22 protein-coding genes are annotated in these 23087 nt (G+C 65.1%); 9 read left to right on the top strand and 13 right to left on the bottom strand.

The features are described from left to right. Positions 1–81: 81 nt before the first annotated feature. The 4 genes from KQ297_RS12770 to KQ297_RS00605 form a co-directional block, all read right to left on the bottom strand. Positions 82–366: a DUF86 domain-containing protein gene (locus tag KQ297_RS12770; protein WP_399250918.1), complete on the bottom strand. Its 285-nt coding sequence runs from the start codon at positions 364–366 to the stop codon at positions 82–84. Continuing rightward, entirely contained in the window at positions 356–664 is a 309-nt protein-coding gene (locus KQ297_RS00595; RefSeq protein ID WP_259737713.1) for a nucleotidyltransferase family protein, read from the bottom strand. Before KQ297_RS00595 ends, KQ297_RS12770 begins: the two co-directional genes overlap by 11 nt. A 1036-nt stretch (positions 665–1700) precedes the next feature. Then, positions 1701–2672: an integron integrase gene (locus KQ297_RS00600; RefSeq protein WP_259737714.1), complete on the bottom strand. Its 972-nt coding sequence runs from the start codon at positions 2670–2672 to the stop codon at positions 1701–1703. A 21-nt stretch (positions 2673–2693) separates the two neighbouring features. After that, positions 2694–3596: an MBL fold metallo-hydrolase gene (locus KQ297_RS00605; protein ID WP_259737715.1), complete on the bottom strand. Its 903-nt coding sequence runs from the start codon at positions 3594–3596 to the stop codon at positions 2694–2696. A gap of 80 nt (positions 3597–3676) precedes the next feature. On the opposite strand from KQ297_RS00605, the gene KQ297_RS00610 reads away from it, so the two are divergent. The 3 genes from KQ297_RS00610 (at position 3677) to KQ297_RS00620 (ending at position 5690) form a co-directional block, all read left to right on the top strand. Further along, complete coding sequence (locus KQ297_RS00610; protein WP_259737716.1) at positions 3677–4576, top strand: SWIM zinc finger family protein; 900 nt, start codon at positions 3677–3679, stop codon at positions 4574–4576. Further along, the gene (locus KQ297_RS00615; RefSeq protein WP_259737717.1) at positions 4563–5150 is read left to right on the top strand and encodes an MEKHLA domain-containing protein; all 588 of its coding nucleotides are present in this window, start codon (positions 4563–4565) and stop codon (positions 5148–5150) included. The genes KQ297_RS00610 and KQ297_RS00615 overlap by 14 nt, the downstream gene beginning before the upstream one ends. Positions 5151–5282: 132 nt before the next feature. Beyond that, on the top strand, positions 5283–5690 hold the full coding sequence (locus KQ297_RS00620; protein WP_259737755.1) for an Hsp20/alpha crystallin family protein: 408 nt from the start codon (positions 5283–5285) through the stop codon (positions 5688–5690). A gap of 167 nt (positions 5691–5857) precedes the next feature. Here the strand turns inward: KQ297_RS00620 and KQ297_RS00625 are convergent, their stop codons facing one another. From KQ297_RS00625 to KQ297_RS00640, 4 genes are all read right to left on the bottom strand, one after another. After that, positions 5858–6172, bottom strand: a complete 315-nt coding sequence (locus tag KQ297_RS00625; RefSeq protein WP_185464893.1) for a P-II family nitrogen regulator — start codon at positions 6170–6172, stop codon at positions 5858–5860. Between the two features lie 48 nt (positions 6173–6220). After that, positions 6221–7219: a sodium-dependent bicarbonate transport family permease gene (locus KQ297_RS00630; protein ID WP_259737718.1), complete on the bottom strand. Its 999-nt coding sequence runs from the start codon at positions 7217–7219 to the stop codon at positions 6221–6223. 507 nt (positions 7220–7726) lie between these two features. Beyond that, on the bottom strand, positions 7727–8593 hold the full coding sequence (locus KQ297_RS00635) for a DUF6671 family protein (protein WP_259737719.1): 867 nt from the start codon (positions 8591–8593) through the stop codon (positions 7727–7729). A 5-nt stretch (positions 8594–8598) separates the two neighbouring features. Continuing rightward, on the bottom strand, positions 8599–9939 hold the full coding sequence (locus KQ297_RS00640; protein WP_259737720.1) for a cation:proton antiporter: 1341 nt from the start codon (positions 9937–9939) through the stop codon (positions 8599–8601). Between the two features lie 388 nt (positions 9940–10327). Here KQ297_RS00640 and KQ297_RS00645 point away from each other — a divergent pair, with 388 nt between their 5' ends. The 3 genes from KQ297_RS00645 to cynS all read left to right on the top strand — a co-directional run bounded on the left by KQ297_RS00645 (position 10328) and on the right by cynS (position 14534). Then, positions 10328–12067, top strand: coding sequence for a diflavin flavoprotein (locus tag KQ297_RS00645; protein ID WP_259737721.1), 1740 nt, complete (start codon positions 10328–10330; stop codon positions 12065–12067). Beyond that, entirely contained in the window at positions 12067–13914 is a 1848-nt protein-coding gene (locus tag KQ297_RS00650) for a diflavin flavoprotein (protein ID WP_259737722.1), read from the top strand. The genes KQ297_RS00645 and KQ297_RS00650 overlap by 1 nt, the downstream gene beginning before the upstream one ends. Positions 13915–14093: 179 nt before the next feature. Continuing rightward, positions 14094–14534, top strand: a complete 441-nt coding sequence (cynS, locus tag KQ297_RS00655) for a cyanase (RefSeq protein ID WP_185464887.1) — start codon at positions 14094–14096, stop codon at positions 14532–14534. Between the two features lie 107 nt (positions 14535–14641). On the opposite strand, the gene KQ297_RS00660 is transcribed toward cynS, so the two are convergent. Next, positions 14642–15523, bottom strand: coding sequence for a formate/nitrite transporter family protein (locus tag KQ297_RS00660; protein ID WP_185464927.1), 882 nt, complete (start codon positions 15521–15523; stop codon positions 14642–14644). A 475-nt stretch (positions 15524–15998) separates the two neighbouring features. Between KQ297_RS00660 and KQ297_RS00665 the strand changes: the two genes are divergently transcribed. The 3 genes from KQ297_RS00665 (at position 15999) to KQ297_RS00675 (ending at position 17604) form a co-directional block, all read left to right on the top strand. Continuing rightward, positions 15999–16709 carry a pirin family protein gene (locus tag KQ297_RS00665; protein WP_259737723.1) on the top strand — a complete coding sequence of 237 codons (711 nt, stop codon included), beginning with the start codon at positions 15999–16001 and terminating at the stop codon, positions 16707–16709. After that, positions 16706–17257: a DUF924 family protein gene (locus KQ297_RS00670; RefSeq protein WP_259737724.1), complete on the top strand. Its 552-nt coding sequence runs from the start codon at positions 16706–16708 to the stop codon at positions 17255–17257. Before KQ297_RS00665 ends, KQ297_RS00670 begins: the two co-directional genes overlap by 4 nt. A 119-nt stretch (positions 17258–17376) precedes the next feature. Further along, positions 17377–17604, top strand: coding sequence for a hypothetical protein (locus KQ297_RS00675; RefSeq protein WP_259737725.1), 228 nt, complete (start codon positions 17377–17379; stop codon positions 17602–17604). Positions 17605–17664: 60 nt separating this feature from the next. Here the strand turns inward: KQ297_RS00675 and KQ297_RS00680 are convergent, their stop codons facing one another. From KQ297_RS00680 to KQ297_RS00695, 4 genes are all read right to left on the bottom strand, one after another. Beyond that, entirely contained in the window at positions 17665–17979 is a 315-nt protein-coding gene (locus tag KQ297_RS00680) for a hypothetical protein (protein ID WP_259737726.1), read from the bottom strand. Between the two features lie 141 nt (positions 17980–18120). Beyond that, the gene (gene gcvP, locus KQ297_RS00685) at positions 18121–21150 is read right to left on the bottom strand and encodes an aminomethyl-transferring glycine dehydrogenase (RefSeq protein ID WP_259737727.1); all 3030 of its coding nucleotides are present in this window, start codon (positions 21148–21150) and stop codon (positions 18121–18123) included. Positions 21151–21208: 58 nt separating this feature from the next. Further along, on the bottom strand, positions 21209–21598 hold the full coding sequence (gene gcvH, locus KQ297_RS00690) for a glycine cleavage system protein GcvH (RefSeq protein WP_259737728.1): 390 nt from the start codon (positions 21596–21598) through the stop codon (positions 21209–21211). A 53-nt stretch (positions 21599–21651) separates the two neighbouring features. Next, positions 21652–22938 (bottom strand): methionine gamma-lyase family protein, encoded by a 1287-nt coding sequence (locus KQ297_RS00695; RefSeq protein ID WP_259737729.1) that lies wholly within the window; start codon positions 22936–22938, stop codon positions 21652–21654. Positions 22939–23087 lie beyond the last annotated feature (149 nt).

Genomic DNA, 23087 nt, shown 5'->3' on the forward strand with positions numbered 1-23087 from the left:
ATCCGTTTCTGATATTCCGGCCGGAGGGGTGGGCATCTCATGGAGTCTCTGCCTGAGATACAAGCGGGAATTACCGTGCCGTCAAGAGATCAGCAGGAGCGGAGTTCCTGGCGAGCCATCCCGACCCCTGAATGGATACCGAAAATCAACGATCGCACGAGAATTGGATATGGAGCTAAACAGCGTCTCATCAAGGCTTCTGACCCTTCTAAGGGCCTCACCAATAATGATGAACTCTCGCTCGACAGCAGATCTCACGGCACGCGTGCTTCGGTAGTCCTCCAACGAGACGCCGCTCATGACGTCTTGAATCGAATTGCAGGCATCAAGGACATCCTGCAAATAGGCGGATAGATCACGCGCCATAAACTAACTGCTTTGTACGATCGATCTCGCCTGCAATAACTTTATTTTTCACCGCTCCCTGCATCACCAAGTCAACGTCAGACTGAAAGATATTCCTGAACGCCTCGCGAGCGTCAAGGTAAACATGGAAGCGCTTTGTGATTTCCAGTGGGCCAAACTCAACAAGAAGGTCAATATCGCTTTCTCCAGGCCTAAAGTCCTCTCTCAAAGCTGAGCCAAAGACAAACAGACGCTCAATCCCATATCGCTTGCAAGCTGCGGCGATCTCCTCTAGCTTCTCGTCAATAAGTACTGACATGACACACCTCCTAAACCCACTGTAACCTGAAACCCAGGCACCCCACCAAGAGAACCTGCATCAAGGGCTTTGCAAGGTCAAACTAACGTCAAGGATCTGTGACCGCCTATGAAAACCTCACAAATTAAGTCCGGCGTTGAAGGCGGTTCACAGAATCCGCTTGTTCGGCTTCGGGATTGGCTATGCGAAGAACAAACAGAAATCATCGGGTGCGCTTGGGGATACACGGAGCACAGGACGCCGCGCTGGAAATTCATCCTGTGGAGCAAGGGATTCTGGCTGCTTCTGTTTCTCGGGGCGATTGGGATTGCGTGCATCGTGAACTGGTCGGGTTGCTCGGTGCGCTCGACTCCGAGCAGTGCCTCACAGTCGGCAGCGCTTTCGTGGTCGCGGCTGTGCGAAAGTAAGCCGAACGCAATAGGTGAGGCACGGGCGGACAACGCCCCGACGCCTCACCAGAAAGGAAACTAACCACATGGAAACTCCGACACACACCGCCCCGCCCGTTGACCTCGACCGACTTGTTCTGCATCTTCATGCAGGTCAGTCGGTCGCGGAGTGTCCCCACTGTAAAGGGCCGCTCACCAAGGAAACGCCAATTCTGAAAGGTGACGAACCGCAAGAGTGGAGGGATGGATGGGAGGCTCTCACCTTAATGCGAATGGCTCTCGATCCACGCCCAAAATGCCCACACTGCTACGGGCGATTCGAGTTGGTCATTCATTTGCAGAACTTGGAGCTGAGCCGCACCGCCGTTCTACCGAACGTCGTTCGGCTAGCAGGCGGTGTCGGCTCTAGCGATAGTTGGTTTGCCGCGCAAATAGTCTACGCAACTCACACAACCGTAAAAACGCGGACAAATCAACAGTATTTCGGCGGGTCCGGTATCCGCCCTCTGCTCAGTCCCCTTGGCCGCATAAGAACCCTAAGCGTTCCAAGCCAATGGCTGAAATCCCTTCCAGCATAAGGCCCTTTCTCTCATTGCCCTATCGCTCAAGAGAACTTCGGCAGGTCCGAGAACCAAATGTTTGTTTCGCTACAAAAGGTCTGCTGGGCTCATCACCCCACAGGGGCCGCGATTCAGCACATGCGTATAGATCATCGTCGTCTTCACGTCACTGTGTCCAAGCAACTCCTGAATGGTTCGAATGTCATGGCCACGCTCCAGTAGGTGAGTGGCAAACGAATGCCGAAAGGTGTGACAACTGGCCTGCTTGCTGACTCCTGCGCTCAGCACTGCTCGCTTCACGGCCTTCTGGATCAGGGATGGGTCGATGTGGTGCCTACCTTCGGTTCGATTGTTCCGATCATGCCAGCGGTGAGCCTGCGGAAACTCCCATTGCCAGGCCCACTCCGAAGCTGCGGTCGGATACTTGCGTCCCAGTGCCAGGGGCAACATCACACGGCCCCACCCGGCCGCCAGATCAGCCCGATGGATCTCCCGGACGGCCAGCAGATGGGCCTGCACGGGCTCCACCACACTGGTTGGAAGCATGGTGACCCGGTCCTTGTCACCCTTGCCGCTGCGAACGGTCAGCTGCCGGGCTTGGCAGTCCACATCCTTGACGCGTAACCGCAGGGCTTCCATCAGCCGCAGACCGCTGCCGTACAACAGCTGCGCCACGAGCTGCTCGACACCGTCGAGCTGACTCAGCACCGCCTTCACCTCAGCCACTGTGAGCACCACCGGCAACCGCTTGCGCTGCCGGGCGCGAACCACTCCCTCCAGGTTCCCCACATCTCCGCTCAGCACCGTCCGGTAGAGAAACAACAAGGCCGACAGCGCCTGGTTCTGCGTGGAAGCACTCACCTGCCCCTCCGTAGCCAGATGAGACAGGAAGGCATTGATCTCCTCTTCGCCCATCTCCCTCGGATGCCGCATGCCGTGAAAGCGCAGGAAGCGTTTCACCCACTGGGCATAGCTGGTGATCGTGCGCCGGGCGTAATGCCTCACCTGCATCTCCTCCCGGAAACGATCCATCAGCCGTGGGCCTGAAGCCTGAGCCATGCGTTCAACGCACATCCACCTTCAGAGTTCCCCGCCCTGTCCCTCCCGCGCCAGCGTGGCCTCCAGCTCCCGGCGCCACTCGCCAAGGGCGAACGCATGCCAGCGGCCATGGCCGGGGAGCAGCCAGCGCACGTCCAGATCCAGGAGCCGCTCCACGGATCGCAGCTGCTCCTCCCAGTTCCACCAGCAGACCCGCCGGGAGGCCACCACCCCAGGCGGATCCACGCCCCACCAGAGATGGTCGGCGCTGAACAGCACCTGATCGGCGAACAGCACCGCCACGGAGCCGGCCGTGTGTCCCGGCACCGGAATCACCAGCAGGTCGTCATCGAGCCGCAGCCGCTCCGTGCCCTCGAAGCGGTGCTCCGCCTGCGGTGCCGCATCGGCATCAGCGCTGTGGATCCAGCGCTCGGCGTCGAAACGCTGGGCCCAGGCCTGGTGGTCGGCCACATCGTCGCGGTGGCTGAGCAGGATCCGGCCCACACCGCCCAGAGCCTCGATCCGGCGGGCCAGGGGAGCGCTCCAGCGCGGGGAATCGATCAGCACGTTGTCGGGGCTGCCATCGGGACGCCGTCGCGTGATCAGCCAGCTGCTGGCCCCAAAGCTCTTGCGCGACGCCCAGCCGCAGTAGTGCACCTCCCCCCGCGGCAAGCTCGCCACCAAGGCCGGGAAGCCATCGGCGGGCGTCTGGGCCAGCAGCTCCCGGGTGGTGCCGATCGCCGCCACCGGACAGGCCTGCAGCGCCAGCAACGCTGCGCGGGTCTCCGTCTTCCCGGCCGGCTGGGCCCACACATGCGACGTGCGACCGGTGGGGGCGAAATGCTCCGGGTCGAACTGCCAGCAGGTGCCACAGTCGATGCAGCTGGAATCCACGTAGAACGCACCGGACACGTTGACGGCCAGGCGCTCGGCAGTACGGGCCATGCTCAGTCAGCAGCACCACTTCAGCCTGGCGGGGACAGACGTGCGGCGCCTGGGATCCCCCGACTCGGCATACTTTCTCCATGACCATCTCCGGCACCGGCCTTGCCTTCGGCGGCAGCCCGATCACCACCCAGCTGGGCCAGCAGGGCCTGGGGCAACAGCCCTGGTGGGTGGAGCAGTGGATGGAGCTGATCAACTCCTACCGCTACAAGAAACGCCTTGAGCGCGCCTGGTCGTACGTGCGCGAGGGCAACGTGCTCTCGATCCGCTTCGAGGGGCGGCGGGTGCATGCCCGCGTGCAGGGCACCGAGGCCGAGCCCTACAAGGTGAAGCTCTGGCTGGATGTGCTCAGCGACGACGACTGGGGCTACGTGCTCGAGGCCCTCGGCCAGAAGGCCCGCTGGTCGGCGCAGCTGCTGGCCGGCCAGATGCCCCAGGACATCGAGCGTGCCTTCGCCGCCAGCGGCCGCCGCCTGTTTCCCTTCAAGCTGCAGGAAGTGCGCAGCGAGTGCAGCTGCCCCGACAAAGCCAACCCCTGCAAGCACGTCAGCGCCGTCTACTACCTGATGGGTGATCGCTTCAGCGAAGACCCCTTCGTGCTCTTCCAGCTGCGCGGACGCTCCCGCGATCAGCTGCTGGCCGACCTGGCCAAACGCCGACGCAAGCAGCTGGCTGCAGCCGCCAGCGGCCAGCGCCGGGCCGCCGCACACGTGCCGCACCCTGTCCACCCCGCCGTGAGCGACCCGAGCCGCTGGTGGTCGTACACCTCAGCGCTCGATCCGGATCTGGTGGTGATCACCCCGGCCATGGAGGGAGAGACCGGGCTCGATGAAGCCGGCGAGCTGCCCCTGGCCACCGAACCTCTGTTCCCCGAGGCCAACCACCGTTTCCTGAGCCTGCTTCAGGCCCAGGCCGGCCGGGTCAGCCAGCTGGCCCTGGCCCAGGCCATGGGTGGGGGCAACTCCGATGCCGGTGACTGAGCCTGGGTCAACCCCAAGCGAAGCACCCTGGCTCAGCCCGGCAGTGATCGAGCGGGTCACCTGGCTGCAACACTCCCACCAGCGGGCGTTCGGCCGGCCCCTGCTCGCCACCTCCAGCGCGGCGGCCTTCCCAGGCTGCCCAGAACCCACGCCAGGCCCTGCCCGTCAGCGGGCTCAGGAGCTGTTTGCCGCCTCCACCGTGGTGCTCGCCCACGACGGCAACGCTGAGCGCCCCGACCACGACCCCCGGCTGATCTACGCCAACCGCGCCGCTCTGGTGCTCTGGCGCCGCCCCTGGGCCGAGATGGTGGGCATGCCCTCCCGGCTCACAGCCGAGCCCGCCGAACGCTCAGGCCGTGCCCGCCTGCTGGCCAGCGCCCGGACCCAGGAAGCGATCAGCGGCTACACCGGCATCCGCATCGACAGCCATGGCCGCCGCTTCGTGATCAACGGCGCCCGCCTCTGGACCCTGCGCGATCTCCAGGGGCGCGACCGCGGCCAGGCGGCCGCCTTCTCCAACTGGTGGTGGCTGCCGGAAGCACCTTTGCCGGTTCTCCCTCCAGCCCTGGTGTAGAGACCGACTTCTGGGGGTAGACCGTACCGAACCGGACGGTTTCTTCATCCCTTGATCTCATTTGGATCATCCACATTGGCTAAGCGGGTGATCCGGAACCACCCGGAACTCTCATTAGTGAAGGACACCACCATGCTGACCCTGCGCCATTCCCCCTTTGATCTGCTCGAGCGTCTGGAGCAACAGGTCAACCAGGCCGAGCGTGTACCAGCCGCCGAAGTGCATGAAACCGATCAGGCCTACGAGGTCGTGCTCGAACTGCCCGGCGTCGACAAAGACTCGATCGAAGTGAAAGCCACAGACCGCTCCCTGCTGATCAGCGCCGAGCGCCGCTCCCAGACCAGCAGCGGCAGTGACGACGCCAAGGAAGGCGGCCCCATCCACAGCGAATTCCGCTATGGCACCTGGAGCCGCAGCTTCCGGTTTGCCATGGGCCTGCAGCGGGAGGGGATCGAAGCCCGCTACCGCGACGGCCTGCTCACCTTGACGGCCCCCAAAGCCCAGACCCACAGCACTGTGGTGGTGAAGGTGGAGAGCTGATCACACCGGAGAGCCGAAAGCAACGCCCAAGGCGTTGATCGAGACAAGAGGACCCAAGCCCCGGCCCCAGCGCCGGGGCTTTTTCTTCGCTCACGCGGACCGAGAATCCCGGCCATGGATGGGTACACAACCGGGAATCGAATAAGATCAGGCCTGGCGGGGCAAGATCAGAACTTGTGCGCCCGAAGTGCTTCCACAGTAGAGATGTAGGTAATACACGAGTAATCTTCAAAGTATTTCTCCACCACCTTCTCCTGGATCTGATCGGCCAACTCACGGGACGACGTCAACACCTCAAATTTGATGTTGGAAAAGGCGTGGGACACACTCGGCTCGCCCGTGGAGCGGACATTCCGGCTGCCTTGGCCTGCCGCCGCAAGAACGGTGTAGCCGCTGGCGCCAGCCTCCTTGATGATCTTGGCGATTTTCTTGAGCAGAATCTCTTCTGTGATGATGATGAGCTTCCAGACTTGCTGGCTCATTGCTGTGACCTCTGAGTGAAAGATGAATGAACAACTTGGCGAGCAAGCTCACGTGCCAAGCATGGATTGGGCAATCCCGATGAAGAGCGGGATGCAGACGGCGATCGCCACTGGAGTTCCGATGGCGGTGGAAGAACCAATGTAGGAAGAAGGATTCGCCGAGGGAATGGCTGCACGAAGGGTGGGCGGGCCCGAGATGTCAGAGCTGGAGGCAGCGATCACAGCCAGCACCACAGCACCACCGATGCTGAAGCCGGTGATCTTGTGAATCACCAGGCCCATCCCGAAGGCAAGGAAGCCATGCAGGATCGGTGCAAAAAAGCCATAGATGGCAAACCACTGGGCAACCTTGCGCAGTTCATTCATGCGCTGGGCGGCCTCCATCCCCATGATGATCATCAGAATCGAGAGGAAGCCCCGGAACAGCGGGTTGAAAAAGCTCTCATACACAGGCTCAGGCTTGGTGGCAATACCAAGAGCAACGCCAAGCAGCAACGCCGTGACCGCTGAACTCTGCAGACTCTCCTTGATAATCGTCCAGATCTCAACTTTGTCAGATGAGCTGCCAGCCTGTTGCCCTGTATAGATGCTGGCCACCACAATTGCTGTCACCAGAGCAGGGATGTCCATGAAGGGGTACAGGGCGGCACTCCAGGCTTCGTACTCGATGCCTGCTGAATCCAACTGGGGAAGAACAGCCGCGAGGGTGGAACCACTCACGGCACCGAACAGACCACCCGTGGCAACAGCATCGACGAATCGGATGCCAGATAGTTTCGCCAGAGTGAACCGAGCGATCAGCACGATGAGGATGCCTAGCACCACCGCCGCCAGGGCCGGCAGAAGCAGCTCAGACAGGTTGGACTTGCGAATGGCGATGCCACCACTCAATCCAACCTTCAGCAGCAGAAAGAAGGTGATGAACTTGTAGATCGAATCTGGAATTTTCAGTTGGCTTCCCAGGGCGGCGACGATAATGCCACCAATCAGGAAGCCAAGCGTTGGAGACTGAACCTGCTTGAGAAAGAGCGTGAAAAAGTCGGACACCTTTGATCCTCTAGGTGGGCTTGAAGGAGAAAAACCAATGGCATACAGAATGCTGCCCTTGGCCCAGGAATGAGGCGGAAAACTGGAACCCAGATTCTCCTGGCGGAGGAGAACGGGCCAGAGACGGAGTCATCAGCACGGCAAGTTCAGCAAGAGGGTGAAGATGGCCTGACCAGCTGGATCACAGAGGAGGGGAAGAGATCCACCGATCGAAAATCAAGTCAATCGTGATGAGATGGGCCACTGGAAGCCCGTAAATAAGTCCCTAGCCCTCAAATCACGGGAGAGAGCTTGGCCTGGAATTGAGTCCGCAAAGCCTAAGGCCTGACTGCCGAAATGCGTCCATTGAGGCCTACAGCATCTCAGATTGGATGCATAAGGCAGTGTGATCAGCGCGAAGTGCTGTGGTGGCACCAACAGCAGAGTGAGCCGTTTTGTTCTGAGTTACTCCAACCAACCGGCCCGAACCACTGATCCTGGAGATCCCGGCCCCGACAGACACTCCGTTCAGGGATTGCACCAGGGGCAGTGCATCGGATCAGCCTCTCGCCGGCCATCCCGCCGGGGCATGATCTCGGTATGGCCGCAGGATGAACACCCCAGGCGCTCCTGAGCAACCAACGGCGTGGCCCTACCACAGCTACGGCAGGGCAACCCGGCGATGATCTCAGTTCGCCCCCAGCCTGGAGAACCGCAGGCCTGGCACTGCTGCCGCAACCGCCGCACCAGCTGGAAGCCGAGCCGGCGGATGCTGGCCATGCGGGTGGGATTGCAGTGGGCCCGCATATCGGTTTCCAGCTGCACCGCGCCATCGGCTGAGCCGGCGGCGCAGCGCCTGATCGCATCCTCCAGAGCTGCGGCGGTGCGGATCCCCTTGATGCAGGGGCCGCCGCCCGGCGGTGCCGGGCGGGCCATCAAGGCATGGCTCGGGAACTGCACCCGCTGCAACCAGTTGCTGAGCCCGGCGGTGGTGAGGTCCGCCGGCTCCAGCGTTCGGCTTGAAAAGGTGGTGCGCAGGTCGAGCAGCTGCTCCACCACGGTGAGCTGGCGTTCCTGATCCAGGAACACCAGCACTTCCTGGCCCGCGGGCAGGAAGGGCACAGCCGGGTGGGGGCCGAAGCTGCCCTCACTGGCCAGACCCAGCCGCAGGCCGGAGGCCTCAAGGCCAAGAGCTGCCTTCCGCACGCAGGTGCTCAGCGGGTCTGCCGCACGCTCGATCTCACCGCTGAAGGTGCCGAGCTGGTCGGTATCGCAACCGCAGACCACCAGCTCGGCCCCCAGGCCATGAAAAAAGGGACGAGCGAGCACCCGCTCCTTGCCGTGGAGCGTGGTGAGACAGACCCTCCGGCCCGCATAAACGGAACCCGTGGCCATGGGCCTCAGATGGGCTGGGTCACCGGCTCCTGCTGACCACCGATCACCAGCCGCAGCAGAATCGGGGCCAGGAAGGTGGTGCCGATCACCATCAGCAGGATCGCGGCCTCCAGGGATGGGGTGAGAATGCCGGCCTGGGTCCCGAGCCCCAGGAAGATCAGGCCCACTTCACCACGGGGCATCATGCCCAGACCCACCACGAGGCGATTGGTGGGTTCCTTGGTGCTGTAGGTCCAGCCCGCCGCCACCTTGCCGGCCACGGCCACCACCAGCAGGAAGAGGGCCACCACCAGGCCTTCCCGGTTGGCGGGATCGAAGGGGTTGAGCACCGAGAGGTCCATGCCCGTGCCGATCAGCACGAAGAACACCGTGGCGAACAGGGCCACCAGCGGCTTGACGGCCGTGTCGATGTCGTGGGTGTGCTTCGAGGCGCTGAGGATGAGGCCGGCGGCGAAGGCGCCGAGCGCTGCTTCCAGGCCGATGGCCTGGGCAGCGAAGCAGCAGAGGGTGAGCACCACGAAGCTGGCCACCGCCACGTCGCCGGGGGCCTTGAGCCGGTCCACCACCCAGTCGAAGGCTGGGGCGGCGGTACGGCTGAGGAACAGGGCCGCCGCCACGAAGATCACCGCCGCTGTGCAGAGCTTGAGGATGGGACCCACGCTGAAGGCCCCGCCACCTGCCAGGGAGACCACCACCGCCAGGATCACAATGCCGAGGATGTCGTCGAGAACGGCAGCACCGATCACGATCTGCCCCTCCTTGCGCTTCAGCCACTGGAGCTCGCCGAAGACGCTGGCGGTGATACCGATCGAGGTGGCGGTCATGGCCGCCCCGGCGAACACGGCGGGAATGAAGGGCACGTGAAAGAAGTAGTAGAGGCCAGCGGTTCCCAGGGCAAAGGGCAGCACCACGCCGGTGACCGCCACGGAGCCGGCCTGGACCCCCACCGCCATCAGTTCACCGAGTTCACTCTCGAGGCCGGTCAGGAACAACAGGGCGAACAGGCCGATCTGGGACACAGCCTTGAGGTTGGGGAAGGTTTCGATGTAGATCGATTCCACGGTGGCGGGGGTCACATCCGCCAGGGACGCCACCAGGCCGAGCACCGCACCACTGAGCTGGGCCTGGGTCTCGGGGGGCACCACCAGGTGCAGACCGGAGACCCCGATCAAGACCCCGGCGACCAGTTCGCCCAGAATGGTGGGGAGCTGCAGGCGGACCATCAGCTCGGCGATGGCGCGGGCCGCCACGAAAATCACGAGAAACCGGCCGACCCCGATCAGGGTTTCAGCCACTTCAACCTGGTGGCTGCCGATTTCCATCAGCAGCGCTGGCAAAACATCCATCAAGTGAAGAAGAGGTGGCCAGCAGTTTTAGATGGAAATGCCGACGTTTGGCTGATTGCCAGTCCCAAGAACCACAGGAGCCTTGATCACAGCAATCAGCGCCAGTGATCAATCGAGCCATCCAGCCGGACTTCCAGGCTGTGCATGGACAGCTGACTCAGGCCGTGGGGTTCGGGCAACCGGGCTTGGCCGGGGAAAACCCCCTGCTTCCGTTGATGGTCAGCGATGCGGCTGGATCGTCCCTGTGGTGGAACCGTCCTGCTGACGCAGCCGCGCCCTGATGGCTGCCATCATTTTGTCGAATCGTCCTGGCCTGGCCCCGGGAGCCTGTGGAGCCAAGAAAGTCCCCACGGCGTTTCTAGAGTTGCTGCCCACGCAGACGTCGTCGATGACTGTCGCCACCGCTGCACCTCAACGCCTCTCGCTCCAGTGCGAAGCGATCGGGCCTGACACCACCACGATCCGCTCGCTCGACTGGGACCGCAGCCGCTTCGACATCGAGTTCGGCCTGCGCAACGGCACCACCTACAACGCCTTCCTGGTGCGGGGTGAGCGCACCGCCCTGATCGACACCAGCCACCTCAAGTTCGCGGGCACCTGGCTGCCCCTGCTCGAGGAGCAGATCGATCCGCTCGCGATCGATCATCTGATCGTGTCCCACACTGAGCCGGATCACAGCGGCCTGATCGGCCACCTGCTGGAGCGAAACCCCGAGATCGAGATCGTGGCCTCGAAGGTGGCGATCCAGTTCCTGGCCGACCAGGTGCACCGGCCCTTCCGCAGCCGCGCCGTGAAGAGCGGCGAGGAACTCGACCTGGGCACCAACCCATCCAGCGGCGTGCAGCACCGCTTCGAGTTCCTGAGCGCCCCCAACCTGCACTGGCCCGACACGATCTTCTCCTTCGATCACGGCACCGGCATCCTCTACACCTGCGATGCCTTCGGTCTGCATTACTGCGGCGACGACATCTTCGACGTGGATCCCGGCGCGATCGCCCCCGACTTCCGCTTCTATTACGACTGCCTGATGGGACCCAATGCCCGCAGCGTGCTGCAGGCGCTCAAGCGCATGGACGCGCTGCCGCCGATCCGGATGATCGCCACCGGCCATGGCCCCCTGCTGCGCGACCATCTGGGCCTCTGGACCGGGGACTACCGCGAGTGGAGCAGCCAGCGCAGTGCCGGCGAAACCTATGCCGCAGTCTGCTATGTGAGCCAGTACGGCTTCTGCGACCGTCTCAGCCAGGCGATCGCCCGCGGGATCGGCAAGGCTGAAGCGCAGGTTCAGCTCGTCGACCTGCGTGCCACAGACCCCCAGGAACTGGCGGCCCTGGTGGGCGAGGCCAGCGCCGTGGTGGTGCCCACCTGGCCGGCCAAGCCCGATCCTGAACTGCAGCAAGCGATCGGCACCCTGCTGGCCGCCCTCAAGCCCAAGCAATGGGTGGCGGTCTACGACGCCTACGGCGGCAACGACCAACCGGTCGACAGCGTGGCCGCCCAGCTTCGGACCCTCGGCCAGAAGGAGGCGTTCCAGCCGCTGCGCATCCGCCAGGTGCCCGACGGCAACGACTACCAGCGCTGCGAGGAGGCCGGCACCGACCTGGGCCAGCTGCTCACCCGCGCCCGCACGATCGCGGCGATGAAGTCGCTCGATGGCGACCTCGACAAGGCCCTCGGTCGACTCAGCGGCGGGCTCTACATCGTGACCGCCCGCCAGGGGGAGCGCAGCAGCGCCATGGTGGCCAGCTGGGTGAGCCAGGCCAGCTTCGATCCGCCAGGGCTCTCGATCGCCGTGGCCAAGGATCGGGCGATCGAAGCCCTGATGCAGGTGGGCGACCGCTTCGTGCTCAACATCCTGCGTGAGGACAACCACCAGGAGCTGCTGCGCCACTTCCTCAAGCGCTTCCCCCCCGGGGCCGATCGATTCTCCGGTGTGGCCACCCTCGATGGAGTCTCCAGCGGCGGCCCCGTGCTGGGGGATGCGCTTGCCTTCCTGGGCTGCCGGGTGGCCCAGCGGATGGAGGGTCCCGACCACTGGATCATCTATGCCGAGGTGGAGGAAGGCACGGTGGCCGACAGTGAGGCCACCACCGCCGTGCACCACCGCAAGGTGGGCAACCACTACTGATGGCCTCTTCCTCTCCCGCCGCGCCCGCCACCGCTGCAGCGGCGGCAGACCGGCGTGTGATCGTGCTGCCGATCGAGTCAGGCCTGGTCTGCCTGCGGGGCCTCAGCCCCAACCGCCTCCGCTTCGAAGTCGAGTACGGCCTGGAGCGAGGCACCACCGCCAACGCCTTTCTGTTCGAGGCTGGCGCCACCAGCTCAGGTGCCATGGTGCCGCCGGTGCTGGTCCATCCGCCGGGGGCCTCGTTCTCCGGCCCTTTCCTGGAGCGGCTGGGCGAGCTGGTGCCGGCGGACGCGGCGCTGAAGGTGGTGGTGGGCCACCTCAACCCCAACCGGGTGGCCCTGCTGCGGGAACTGGCGTCGCGCTGGCCGGCCCTGATGCTGGTGGCCTCCAATGCCGGAGCACGCCTGCTCGAGGAGCTCTGGAGCCAGCGAAAGCCCACTCCCGCCGATGCGGAGCCGGAGCCGCCGCTGCCCCCCCTGCCCCCGATCGATGTGGTCAAGCAGGAGGTCAGCCGTGAGCTGGCGCAGGGGTTCCGCCTCAGCCTGATCCCCACCCCCACCCCCCGCTGGCCCAGCGCCCTGGTGGCCTTCGAGGAGCGCACGGGCCTGCTGATGAGCGGCAAGTTCTTCGCCGCCCACCGCTGCAGCGAGGTCTGGGCCGAAGCCAACCGCGACAGCACCGAGGAAGATCGCCGCTACTTCTACGACTGCCTGATGGCGCCGATGGCCCGCCAGGTGGAAACGGTGGTCGACCGCCTCGATGAGCTGCCGATCCGCACGATCGCGCCCGGCCATGGCCCGGCGATCAGCGAAAGCTGGCGCAGCCTGCTGGCCGACTACCGCCGCTGGGGGGAGAGCCAGGAGAAAGCCCAGCTCTCGGTGGCCCTGCTCTATGCCAGCGCCTACGGCAACACGGCCGCCATCGCCGACGCCCTGGCCCAGGGGGTGGCGCGCACTGGAGTGCGGGTCGAGAGCCTGAACTGTGAATTCGCGCCCCCCGAGCAGCTCCTGCAGACCATCCGCGGCTGCGACGCGCTGATGATCGGCTCCCCCACCCTCGGGGGCCATGCCCCCACACCGATCGTCTCCGCCCTGGGCACCCTGCTGGCGGAGGGCGACCGCGACAAGCCGGTTGGCGTGTTCGGCAGCTTCGGCTGGAGTGGTGAGGCGATCGACCTGCTGGAAAGCAAACTGCGCGACGGCGGCTTCCGCTTCGCCTTCGAGCCGATCCGGGTGAAGTTCAGCCCCGACGGTGCCACCCTCAAACGCCTCGAGGAAACCGGCACGGCCCTGGGCCGAGAGCTGCAGCAGCGCCACAAACGCCAGAAGCGGGTGGCCGCCGGTGGCCTGAGCGAAAGCCGCAGCAACCCGGCCGTGCTGGCCCTCGGGCGGGTGGTGGGTTCCCTGTGCGTGCTGACCGCCCGCAAGGGTGAAGGGAAGGACGCGCTGTCGGGGGCCATGGTGGCCAGCTGGGTCAGCCAGGCCAGTTTCAACCCACCCGGGTTCACCGTGGCGGTGGCCAGGGACCGCGCCGTCGAAGCGCTGCTGCACGTGGGCGATGGGTTCGCCCTCAATGTGCTGGCCGCAGGCCGTGAAAGCGGCCCGATGAAGCAGTTTCTGCAGCCTTTCCCACCCGGCGCCGATCGTTTCGCCGGCCTGGAGCTGGAGAACAGCCCAGGGGGGCAACCGGTGCTGCCCGAAGCTCTGGCCTGGCTGGAGGCGCGGGTGAGCCAGCGGATGGAATGCGGCGATCACTGGTTGATCTACGCCGAAGTGAGCCACGGTTCCCTGCTGGATGCCTCCGGCACCACCGCCGTGCACAAGCGGCGCAGCGGGGCCAATTACTGAACCAACCCACACAACAGCGACAACCCTGGCCGGTCAGGGGAGCGCCGAAGGGAATGAACAGATCGGCGCATTCAGCGTGGATCATTCAGGTGGCGCAGCCGTGACTTCGTAGCTGTTGCTCCCAACCCAATGGGCATGAGCGCCAACACTGGAGGAGTACTAACGATCCCGTGTTCCGAATGTCAGCCTCATTATCTGCCACTCTGATGGCGGCGAAAAAGGCCAAGGGCATCACCTTCGCCCAGCTCGAGCAGTCTCTGGGGCGCGACGAAGTCTGGATTGCGTCCCTCTTCCACGGGCAGGCTACGGCCTCGCCAGAGGAAGCAGCTCAACTGGCCGAGATTCTTGGCCTGGATGCCACCACGACCGCGGCCATTCAGGACTACCCCACGAAGGGCTCCCTGGATCCAGTGATTCCGACCGACCCGCTGATCTATCGCTTTTACGAGATCATGCAGGTGTATGGAATGCCTCTTAAGGATGTGATCCAGGAGAAGTTTGGAGATGGCATCATGAGCGCCATCGACTTCACGATTGAGGTGGACAAAGAGGAGAATCCATCCGGCGATCGCGTCCAGATCACGATGTCTGGGAAGTTCTTGCCCTACAAGAAGTGGTAACGGCTTGAACAAGCTCTCATGAAACTAGCCGGGCAGCTTCACACTGCCCGGCCTTTTTGATGATCGATGCCTACGGGGTGAGACCAGATCCCTTGATGAAGCTGTGATCAGCGAGCTCCAAGCTCGGCGGCCAGCTCCCTCTCCAGTTTTTCATCATGCTGAGGTGGCAGCACATTGCTGATCGGCGAGCGGTGCGTGCTGTAGAAGAGCATTCCGATGAAGACCATCCCTCCAACGATGTTGCCGATCGTCACGGGAAGATAGTTCCAGAAGGCCACCTGGGCGAAGCTCACGCCGGAGCCCAGCATTGGACCGGTTGTGTGCAGAAACATATTGACCACGATGTGCTCCATGCCAAGGGCCTGGAAGGCCGTGATCGGCAGCCAGCAGGCAAGAATCTTTCCGGGCACACTCTTGCTGACCAGGGCCATGGTGACGCCGAGACACACCAGCCAATTGGCGATGACTCCGCGCAGAAAAGCCAGAAAGAAGCCCAGGGCTCCAAGATTCTGATACTTCACGATCACGTTGGCCTTGTTCAGTCCAATGATCTTGTTGGCGACGGCGACCCAGTCACCTGTACCTGAAGCCAGATCCGCAGTGCCGCCACTGGTCAGGCTGATGGCAAACAGGATGCCCACCAGGCCAGTACCGAGGAAATTACCGATCCAGACCCAGATCCAGTTGCGGAAGGTTTTGCTCCAGGTGGTCTTACCGGCCCACACCGCCATTGGAAGAAGGGCAAAGTTGCCGGTTACCAACTCCATGCCGAACAGCACGATGCTGGCGAATCCGAACGGGAAGATGAGAGAGCCAATCCAGGGGATCCCGGTCTGGACCATGATGGTCAGAGCAAGGCACAAAGCCAACCCAAGGACAGATCCGGAATAAAAACCTCGCAGCAGAAGGTTTTTGATACTCACCCCGGATTTCTTGCCCCCAGCAAGAATCATGCCGTCGACGAGCTCGTTTGGTAATACGTAGTCCATGGATTTGCTGACGTTTGTGGTTGAACTGATCCGATTAAGCTGGCAAAGCAGCTTGACGGCAGATGGCTTAAATAAACTGAATGGAGGACACCCGCTGAACGCTGGTCGGCGCAAAACCCCAACCCGCCTGCGCTGGCTAAGACCAGGGAGGGCGAATAAATCGCAATATGCTTAGAAGCGCTTCAAAAAAATGCGCGCTTGTCTATAAATAATTAATCCATAGGAACCGCTCGTCTTCGGTAACAGCGGCTACGAGGTGTGTATCTGATGACATGGTCCGCCCTTGGACTGTGAGCCTCAGCTGCGGTGACCCGTTGAATCCACCATCGCTGCCACCGGCAGAGACCGGGCCGGGCCGTTCCCAGCCAGGAGCCGGATAACCCCACTGCCAGCTCCGCTGCGCCGGGGGCAGAGGATTAGACCATGGAACCCCGACTTCAACGGCAGGCTTCGCATTCCTGCCTCCCCTGCAGCCATGAACACCCAAACGGTTCTTCGCCCGGCGGCTGAGCGCTTCCATGGCCGTCTCGACTGGCTCGAGAGCCGGCACACCTTCAGCTTCGGACACCACTACGACCCTGCCTGGGTGGGCTATGGCCCCCTGCTGGTGATCAACGAGGACACGATCGCGCCGGGGCGTGGCTTCGGGATGCATCCCCACAGGGACATGGAGATCATCACGGTGATGCTGGAGGGGGAGCTCACCCACCGCGATTCGATGGGCCACGGCGCTGCCCTGAGGGTGGGGGAGGTGCAGCGCATGAGCGCCGGCACCGGAGTGGTTCACAGCGAGATCAACGAAACCGACCGTCCCTGCCGGCTGCTGCAGATCTGGATCGAACCCGCAAGCCGCGGCATCGAACCGGCCTATGAGCAGAAGACGTTCACCGTGGACGACCAGTGGACCCTGCTGCTCGACCCCCAGCAGGCGGACGGGGCCATGGCGATCCACCGGCCGGTGCGGCTGTGGCGAGCCAAGCCCGGTGCAGGCGACAGCCTCGACCTACCCGTGGTGAGTGGCCGTCACGCCTGGCTGCAGCTGATCGAGGGCGCCGTGGAGCTGAGCAGCTCCGGGCAGTCCCAGCCCCTGAGCTCTGGTGATGGCCTCGGTTTCCAAGCAGGCGGATCCGACCGGCTCACCGCCAGGGCTGCCGGCACCGATCTGCTGTTGTTCGAGCTGGCATGAGCGGAACGAGCGCCGACGATCTGCTGCATTTCTGGTTCGAGGAATGCCAGCCGGCCCAGTGGTTCCGCAAGGATCCCGTCTTCGATCAGGAGGTGCGCGAGCGCTTCGGGGCCCTGTGCGAGCGCGCCCTGGCCGGGGAGCTGCAGGCCTGGGCCGAGGAGCCTGGGTCAGCCCTGGCGCTGGTGCTGCTGCTCGATCAGCTGCCCAGGCAGCTCTGGCGCGGGCAGCCTGGGGCCTTCGCTGGGGATGCCGCAGCCCTGGAGCTGAGCCAGCGGGCCCTCGCCAAGGACTGGGTCGAAGCCGAACCCCTGCGCGAACGGCGTCAGTTCTGGCTGATGCCTCTGATGCACAGCGAAGACCTCTCCATCCAGGACCAGAGCCTGGGGCCGTTCGAGCGCTTCACCGATGACACGACCACGGAGTTCGCCAGGCGCCATCGGGATGTGATCGCCCGCTTCGGTCGCTTCCCCCACCGCAACGAAGCCCTCGGGCGCCCATCCAGCGCCGAGGAGCTGGCGTTTCTGCAGGAGCCGGGCTCTCACTTCTGAGGGCACCTCCAGTCGTTAGTGACAAATCATGACCGTTTGTTCGAAAGGCAGCGCGTGATGCTGCGCCAGCGCAGGCCTGCCTCTGCAATGGTCATCGACCGTCCGATGCGCGCCTGGTCATGCCAACCCACGACCCTTATGCCCCTGCCCTGCGCGTGGTTCCCGACCTCGAGCCCAAGCGCTGGATCGTGCGTTATCGCGGCTTCGTGCTGATGCCCCAGTCGGACCTCACCTGGCTGGTGCGCCCCGAGCGCAGTCCGATGCCGGTGCTGCCCTTCCGCACGCCCGCCAGCTCCCTGGCAGATGTGAAGGCCCTGGTGGACTGGCGCCTCACCCGGGCAGCCTGAGCAGAGCTGCGCTGAGGGTCAAGAGGCACTGGCCCCAGCCAGGGCCCCAGCCCCCAACCCTCAGGCTGCCTGAGGTGGTGTGGGGGTTGGGCCACCGCCGGACTGAAAGGGCAGCACCAGGGTGGCCCAACGCTCCGGACGCTCACGGCGATGACGCTTGGCCTGCAGCACTCCGAAGGGAACTCTCAGCACATTGGTGCCCTCTTCCCGGAAGATCTCCCCCCGGTCGTGGGACTTGGAGAGCGGCGTGGTCAGCGCGGGAAGAGATGGCCCCTGCCTTGACGGAGGCCCCGCTTGGCTGGCCGCCTGGGCATCAGCCTTCACCAGGCGACGAATGGCCGCGGGACCAGAGCTGTCGTCGTTGTTGCCGTTCATGGAGGGGGTCGGCGAAGCAAATGGGCGGATCGAAGGAAGGGCCGCATCCGGAGCTTCCGGGCGCATTTCCTGCAGATCGATCAGAAGAAGCAACCCTCGATTTCGGAAGAAAACCTTTGGATTGCTGAAGTTGGCCGGATCTTAACGCCCTTGACCAGCCAGGGCTGGTGCCGTGGCTACCCCTTCAGGAGGGGCCTCCGGGGGCAGAGCCGCCGCCAGCTCCTCCACCGATGGGCAGGTGCAGACCAGGTTCCTGTCGCCGTAGGCGTTGTCGATGCGGGCCGCCGCCGGCCAGAACTTCGAGGCCTGCTGCCCTTCGCCCGCGGGGAAGGCGGCCTGCTGCCGGCTGTAGGGACGGCCCCAGTGATCGGCCGTGATGGCCGCCAGGGTGTGGGGCGAGCGCTTGAGAGGGTTGTCGAGGGGATCCACCTGGCCTGATTCGATCGCCGAGGCCTCAACGCGGATCGCGATCAGGGCCTGGCAGAAACGGTCGATCTCCGCGAGCGATTCGCTTTCCGTGGGCTCCACCATCACGGTGCCCGCCACCGGCCAGCTGACCGTGGGGGCATGGAATCCGTAGTCCATCAGGCGCTTGGCCAGATCATCCACCTCCAGGCCGGCGCTGCGCTTGAGCGGCCGCAGATCAAGGATGCACTCATGGGCCACCCGCCCGCCCGGTCCACGGAAGAGCACGGGGTAGTGGCTCTCCAGTCGCTCGGCGATCACGTTCGCCGACAGCAGGGCCACGGCACTCGCCTGGCGCAGGCCGGCGCCACCCATCATGCGGATGTACATCCAGCTGATCGGCAGGATGCCGGCGCTGCCCCAGCGGGCCGCCGCCACCGCGCCGATGCCCCGGGCCTGGCCGGGCAGGAAAGGCACCAGGTGCTCGGCCACCCCGATCGGCCCCACCCCGGGGCCACCGCCTCCATGGGGGATGCAGAAGGTCTTGTGCAGGTTGAGGTGGCAGACATCGGCGCCGTAGAGGCCGGGCTTGGCCAGGCCCACCTGGGCATTGAGGTTGGCCCCGTCGAGATAGACCTGGCCACCATGGCGATGGATCACATCGCAGAGGCGGCGGATGCCGGGCTCGAACACCCCGTGGGTGGAGGGGTAGGTGACCATCACCCCCGCCAGGGAGGCGGCGTGGGTCTGGGCCTTGGCCTCCAGATCCTCCAGGTCGATGTTGCCCTGCCCATCGCAGGCCACGGGCACCACCTGCAGACCCGCCATCACGGCGCTGGCCGGATTGGTGCCGTGGGCACTGGTGGGAATCAGGCAGACGTCGCGGTGGTCCTCGCCGCGGCTGCGGTGCCAGGCCCGGATCACCAGCAGGCCCGCGTATTCCCCCTGGGAACCGGCATTGGGCTGCAGCGACACGCCGGCGAAGCCGGTGATCGCGGCCAGCCAACCCTCGAGATCAGCAATCAGACGGGCATAGCCCCGGGCCTGGGAGGGAGGCACCAGTGGATGCAGGTCGGCAAACTCGCTCCAGCTCACCGGCGCCAGCTCGGCGGCGGCGTTGAGCTTCATCGTGCAGCTCCCCAGAGGGATCATCCCGTGCACCAGGGACAGATCGCGGGCCGCCAGGCGCTGGATGTAGCGCAGCAGTTCGGATTCACTGCGGTAGCGCTGGAAGGCCTCCTGCCGGAGCCAGGGACCCTGGCGCAGGGGCAGCCCCTCCAGCAGATCCCGGTCGCCCGGCAACTCCGCCAGCAAGGCGGTGGCTGAAGGAACAGAGGCAGAAGCAGCTCCCCGGGGGCCGGAGCAGGCCGCGAACACCGCCAGCAGCTGATCGAGCTCAGCGGCATGGCTGCGCTCATCGAGGCTGAGGGCCACCCCCTCCAGCGACCCGTCCGGGGCAGTCAGCGGCCGGAGGTTGAATCCGGCGGCCTCCGCCCTCTCCAGCAGCGCTGCGGCATCAGCCGTGAGCAGGCTGACGGTGCCGAAAGCCGGAGCCACCTCGGGCTGGAAGCCGAGGCGGCGCAGCCCCAGGACCAGGGCGGCACGCAGCCGCAGCACCCGCCGGGCCATGGCAGTGAGTCCCTCCGGGCCGTGATGCACGGCGTAGAAGCCGGCCATCACCGCCAGCAGCACCTGGGCTGTGCAGATGTTGCTGGTGGCCTTGTCACGGCGGATGTGCTGTTCTCGGGTCTGCAGGGCCAGGCGCAGGGCCGGCCGGCCCTCGGCATCCAGCGAGCGGCCCACCAGGCGGCCGGGAATCTGACGTTTGTGGGCCTCGGTGGTGGCGAAGAAGGCGGCATGGGGCCCGCCGAAGCCCAGGGGCACCCCGAAACGCTGGCTGCTGCCCACGGCGATGTCGGCCCCGAGGGAGCCCACGGGCGCCAGCAGCACCTGGGCCAGGGGATCGATCGCCACGGTGACCATGGCACCCGCTCGGTGGGCCGCCTCGATCACCAGCGTGGGATCCAGCAGACGGCCTCGGCTGCCGGGGAGTTGCAGCAGCACCCCGAAGACATCGTCAGCGAAGGTCAGATCGTCGCCGGTGGCCTCGGCCGCGCCGAACCTGGCTGGATCGAAGGTCTCGATCAGGATTCCCAGGGGTTCGGCGCGGGTGCGCAGCACCTCCAGCGTCTGGGGAAACACCTGCTCATCCACCAGGAAACGGCGGGCCTCGGGGCGTCGGCAGGCGCCGGCACTGAGGGACATCGCCTCGGCCGCTGCGGTGGCCTCATCCAGCAGCGAGGCGTTGGCGATGGGCAGAGCGGTGAGCTCGCTGATCAGGGTCTGGAAATTGAGCAGGGCCTCCAGGCGCCCCTGGGCGATCTCCGCCTGGTAGGGGGTGTAGGCGGTGTACCAGCAGGGGTTCTCCAGCACATGGCGCTGGATCAGGGCCGGGGTGGCGGTGCCGTAGTAACCCAGGCCGATCAGGCTGCGGCTCACCTGGTTGAGCGACGCAATCCCGCGCAGCTCGGCGAGGGCCTCCGCCTCCCCCACGCCCCTGGGCAGGTTCTGGGCGGCGGCCGCAGGCGGAATCAGAATGTCGCCGGGGACCACCTCGGCCACGAACGCTTCAAGATCGACGCAACCCACCCGCTCGAGCATCAGGGCCTGCTCGGCGGGGGATGGGCCCAGATGGCGTTCCAGGAAGGGTGAGAAGTCCTGGGGGATGTCAACCGGGGCGCTGGGGCTGCTGCTCTCGACGCTCACGCCATCACACCCGATTTAGCGGGATCAATCCTAGGGACTTCTACCCGGCTGACCCGCGTTAAGACCCTTCCAGCTTCGAGCGGTAGCTGGCGGGCTGGAGCAGGTCGTCGAGCTGGGAGGGGTCGCTGGGGCGCACCAGCAGCAACCAACCCTCTCCGTAGGGATCGTTCTGCAGTTCCTCGGGGCTGGAGAGCACCGCCTCGTTGCGCCGCTCCACCGTGCCGCTGATCGGGGCGTAGAGCTCCTCGACGGCCTTGACCGATTCCACCGTGCCGAAGCTGCTGCCGCGCTCCAGCACGCTGCCGGGTTCAGGAAGCTCCACAAAAACGATGTCGCCGAGCTGGTCGACGGCGAAGGCACTCACCCCCACCCGCACGAGTTCCCCTTCGGGCCGCACGTACTCATGGCTGTCGGCGTAGCGGCAGTCGTCGGGGACCTGGAGGGCCATCGCGGACCGAAACTCGGGTGGGTCCCAGTGTGGCTCCCGAGGGGCCACCCCGCTCAGGGAGTGCCGCCGGGAAGGGAGTCGGGGCCCAGCGCCGCCAGGGCCCGCTCCAGCGCCAGGGCCACGTGGCTGCGGTGGGTGCCGCCCTGACTGAAGAGCACATAGGGCTCGCGCAGGGGGCCATCGGCGGAGAACTCGCTGGTGCTGCCGTCGATGAAGCTGCCGCCGGCCATCACCAGCTCGCTGGCATAGCCGGGCATCGGCGCGGGCACCGGATCCAGGTAGCTGCCCACCGGCGAGCACGACTGAAAGGCCCGGCACACCTGGATCAGCGGCTCGGGAGCACCGAAGCGCACCGCCTGGATCAGATCGCTGCGGTGATCCCCCACCCTGGGTTGAACGGCATAACCGAGGTCGCTGAACACCGCGGCGGTGAGTTCGGCACCGATCAGCGCTTCGGACACCATCTGGGGCGCAAGGAACAGCCCCTGAAAGAGCAGGCGATGGAGATCGAAACCGGTGCCGCCCTCCCCACCGATGCCCGGGGCCGTGAGTCGGCAGCAGGCCTGCTCCACCAGCTCGGCCCTGCCGGCCACGTAGCCGCCAGTGGGGGCAATGGTGCCGCCGGGGTTCTTGATCAGCGAGCCGGCGATCAGGTCGGCGCCCACCGCCGGAGGCTCCAGGGGCTCGACGAATTCGCCATAGCAGTTGTCGACGAAGCGAACGCAGCCGGGCCGGAGGGCCTCCACCCGCTCGCAGAGACCGGCGATCGTCTCCAGGCTGAGGGAGGGCCGCCAGCTGTAGCCGCAGCTGCGCTGGATCAGCACCATGCGCGTGGGCAGAGCCAGGGCCGCCGCCAGGCCGTCCTCATCCACAGCACCGGCGGCCGTGAGCGGCAGCTCGTCGTAGTGGATGCCGAACTCGGCCAGGGAACCCTGACCCCGGCCCCGCAGGCCGATCACCTCCTCAAGGGTGTCGTAGGGGCGGCCGGTGAGGGCGAGCAGGCGATCACCGGGGCGCAGCACGCCGAACAGGGCCGCAGCGATGGCATGAGTGCCACTCACGAACTGCAGGCGCACCGCAGCCGCCTCGGCTCCGAGCACCCGCGCGAAGACGCGATCGAGCACCTCCCGGCCCAGGTCGCCATGGCCGTAGCCACTGACGGAGGCGAAGTGGTGGGTGCCGAGCCGCTCGGCCGCAAAGGCCTCCAGAACCCGCGCCAGGGCCGGCTGAACCGCCGCGGTGCGGGCATCGGCCACCGGAGCGATCCGCTCGGCGGCGGCGGCCACCCGCTCCCGTGCCCAGCAGGCGTGGGGACCAGCGCTCGTTGCCGTTGTCACCATGGCCCGAAACCGGCTCCTACCGCCATGCTGCCTGCGGGCTATCGCTACGCCGCTAGATTTCAGCCCGATGCATCGGCTACATAACGCCGGCATCCCAGGTCAAGGTCGCAACTCAGCCTGATGGGTTCCCTGCAACGGGATCACCCGCC

Source organism: Synechococcus sp. CS-205 (assembly GCF_025128255.1).
Classification (GTDB): domain Bacteria; phylum Cyanobacteriota; class Cyanobacteriia; order PCC-6307; family Cyanobiaceae; genus Regnicoccus_A.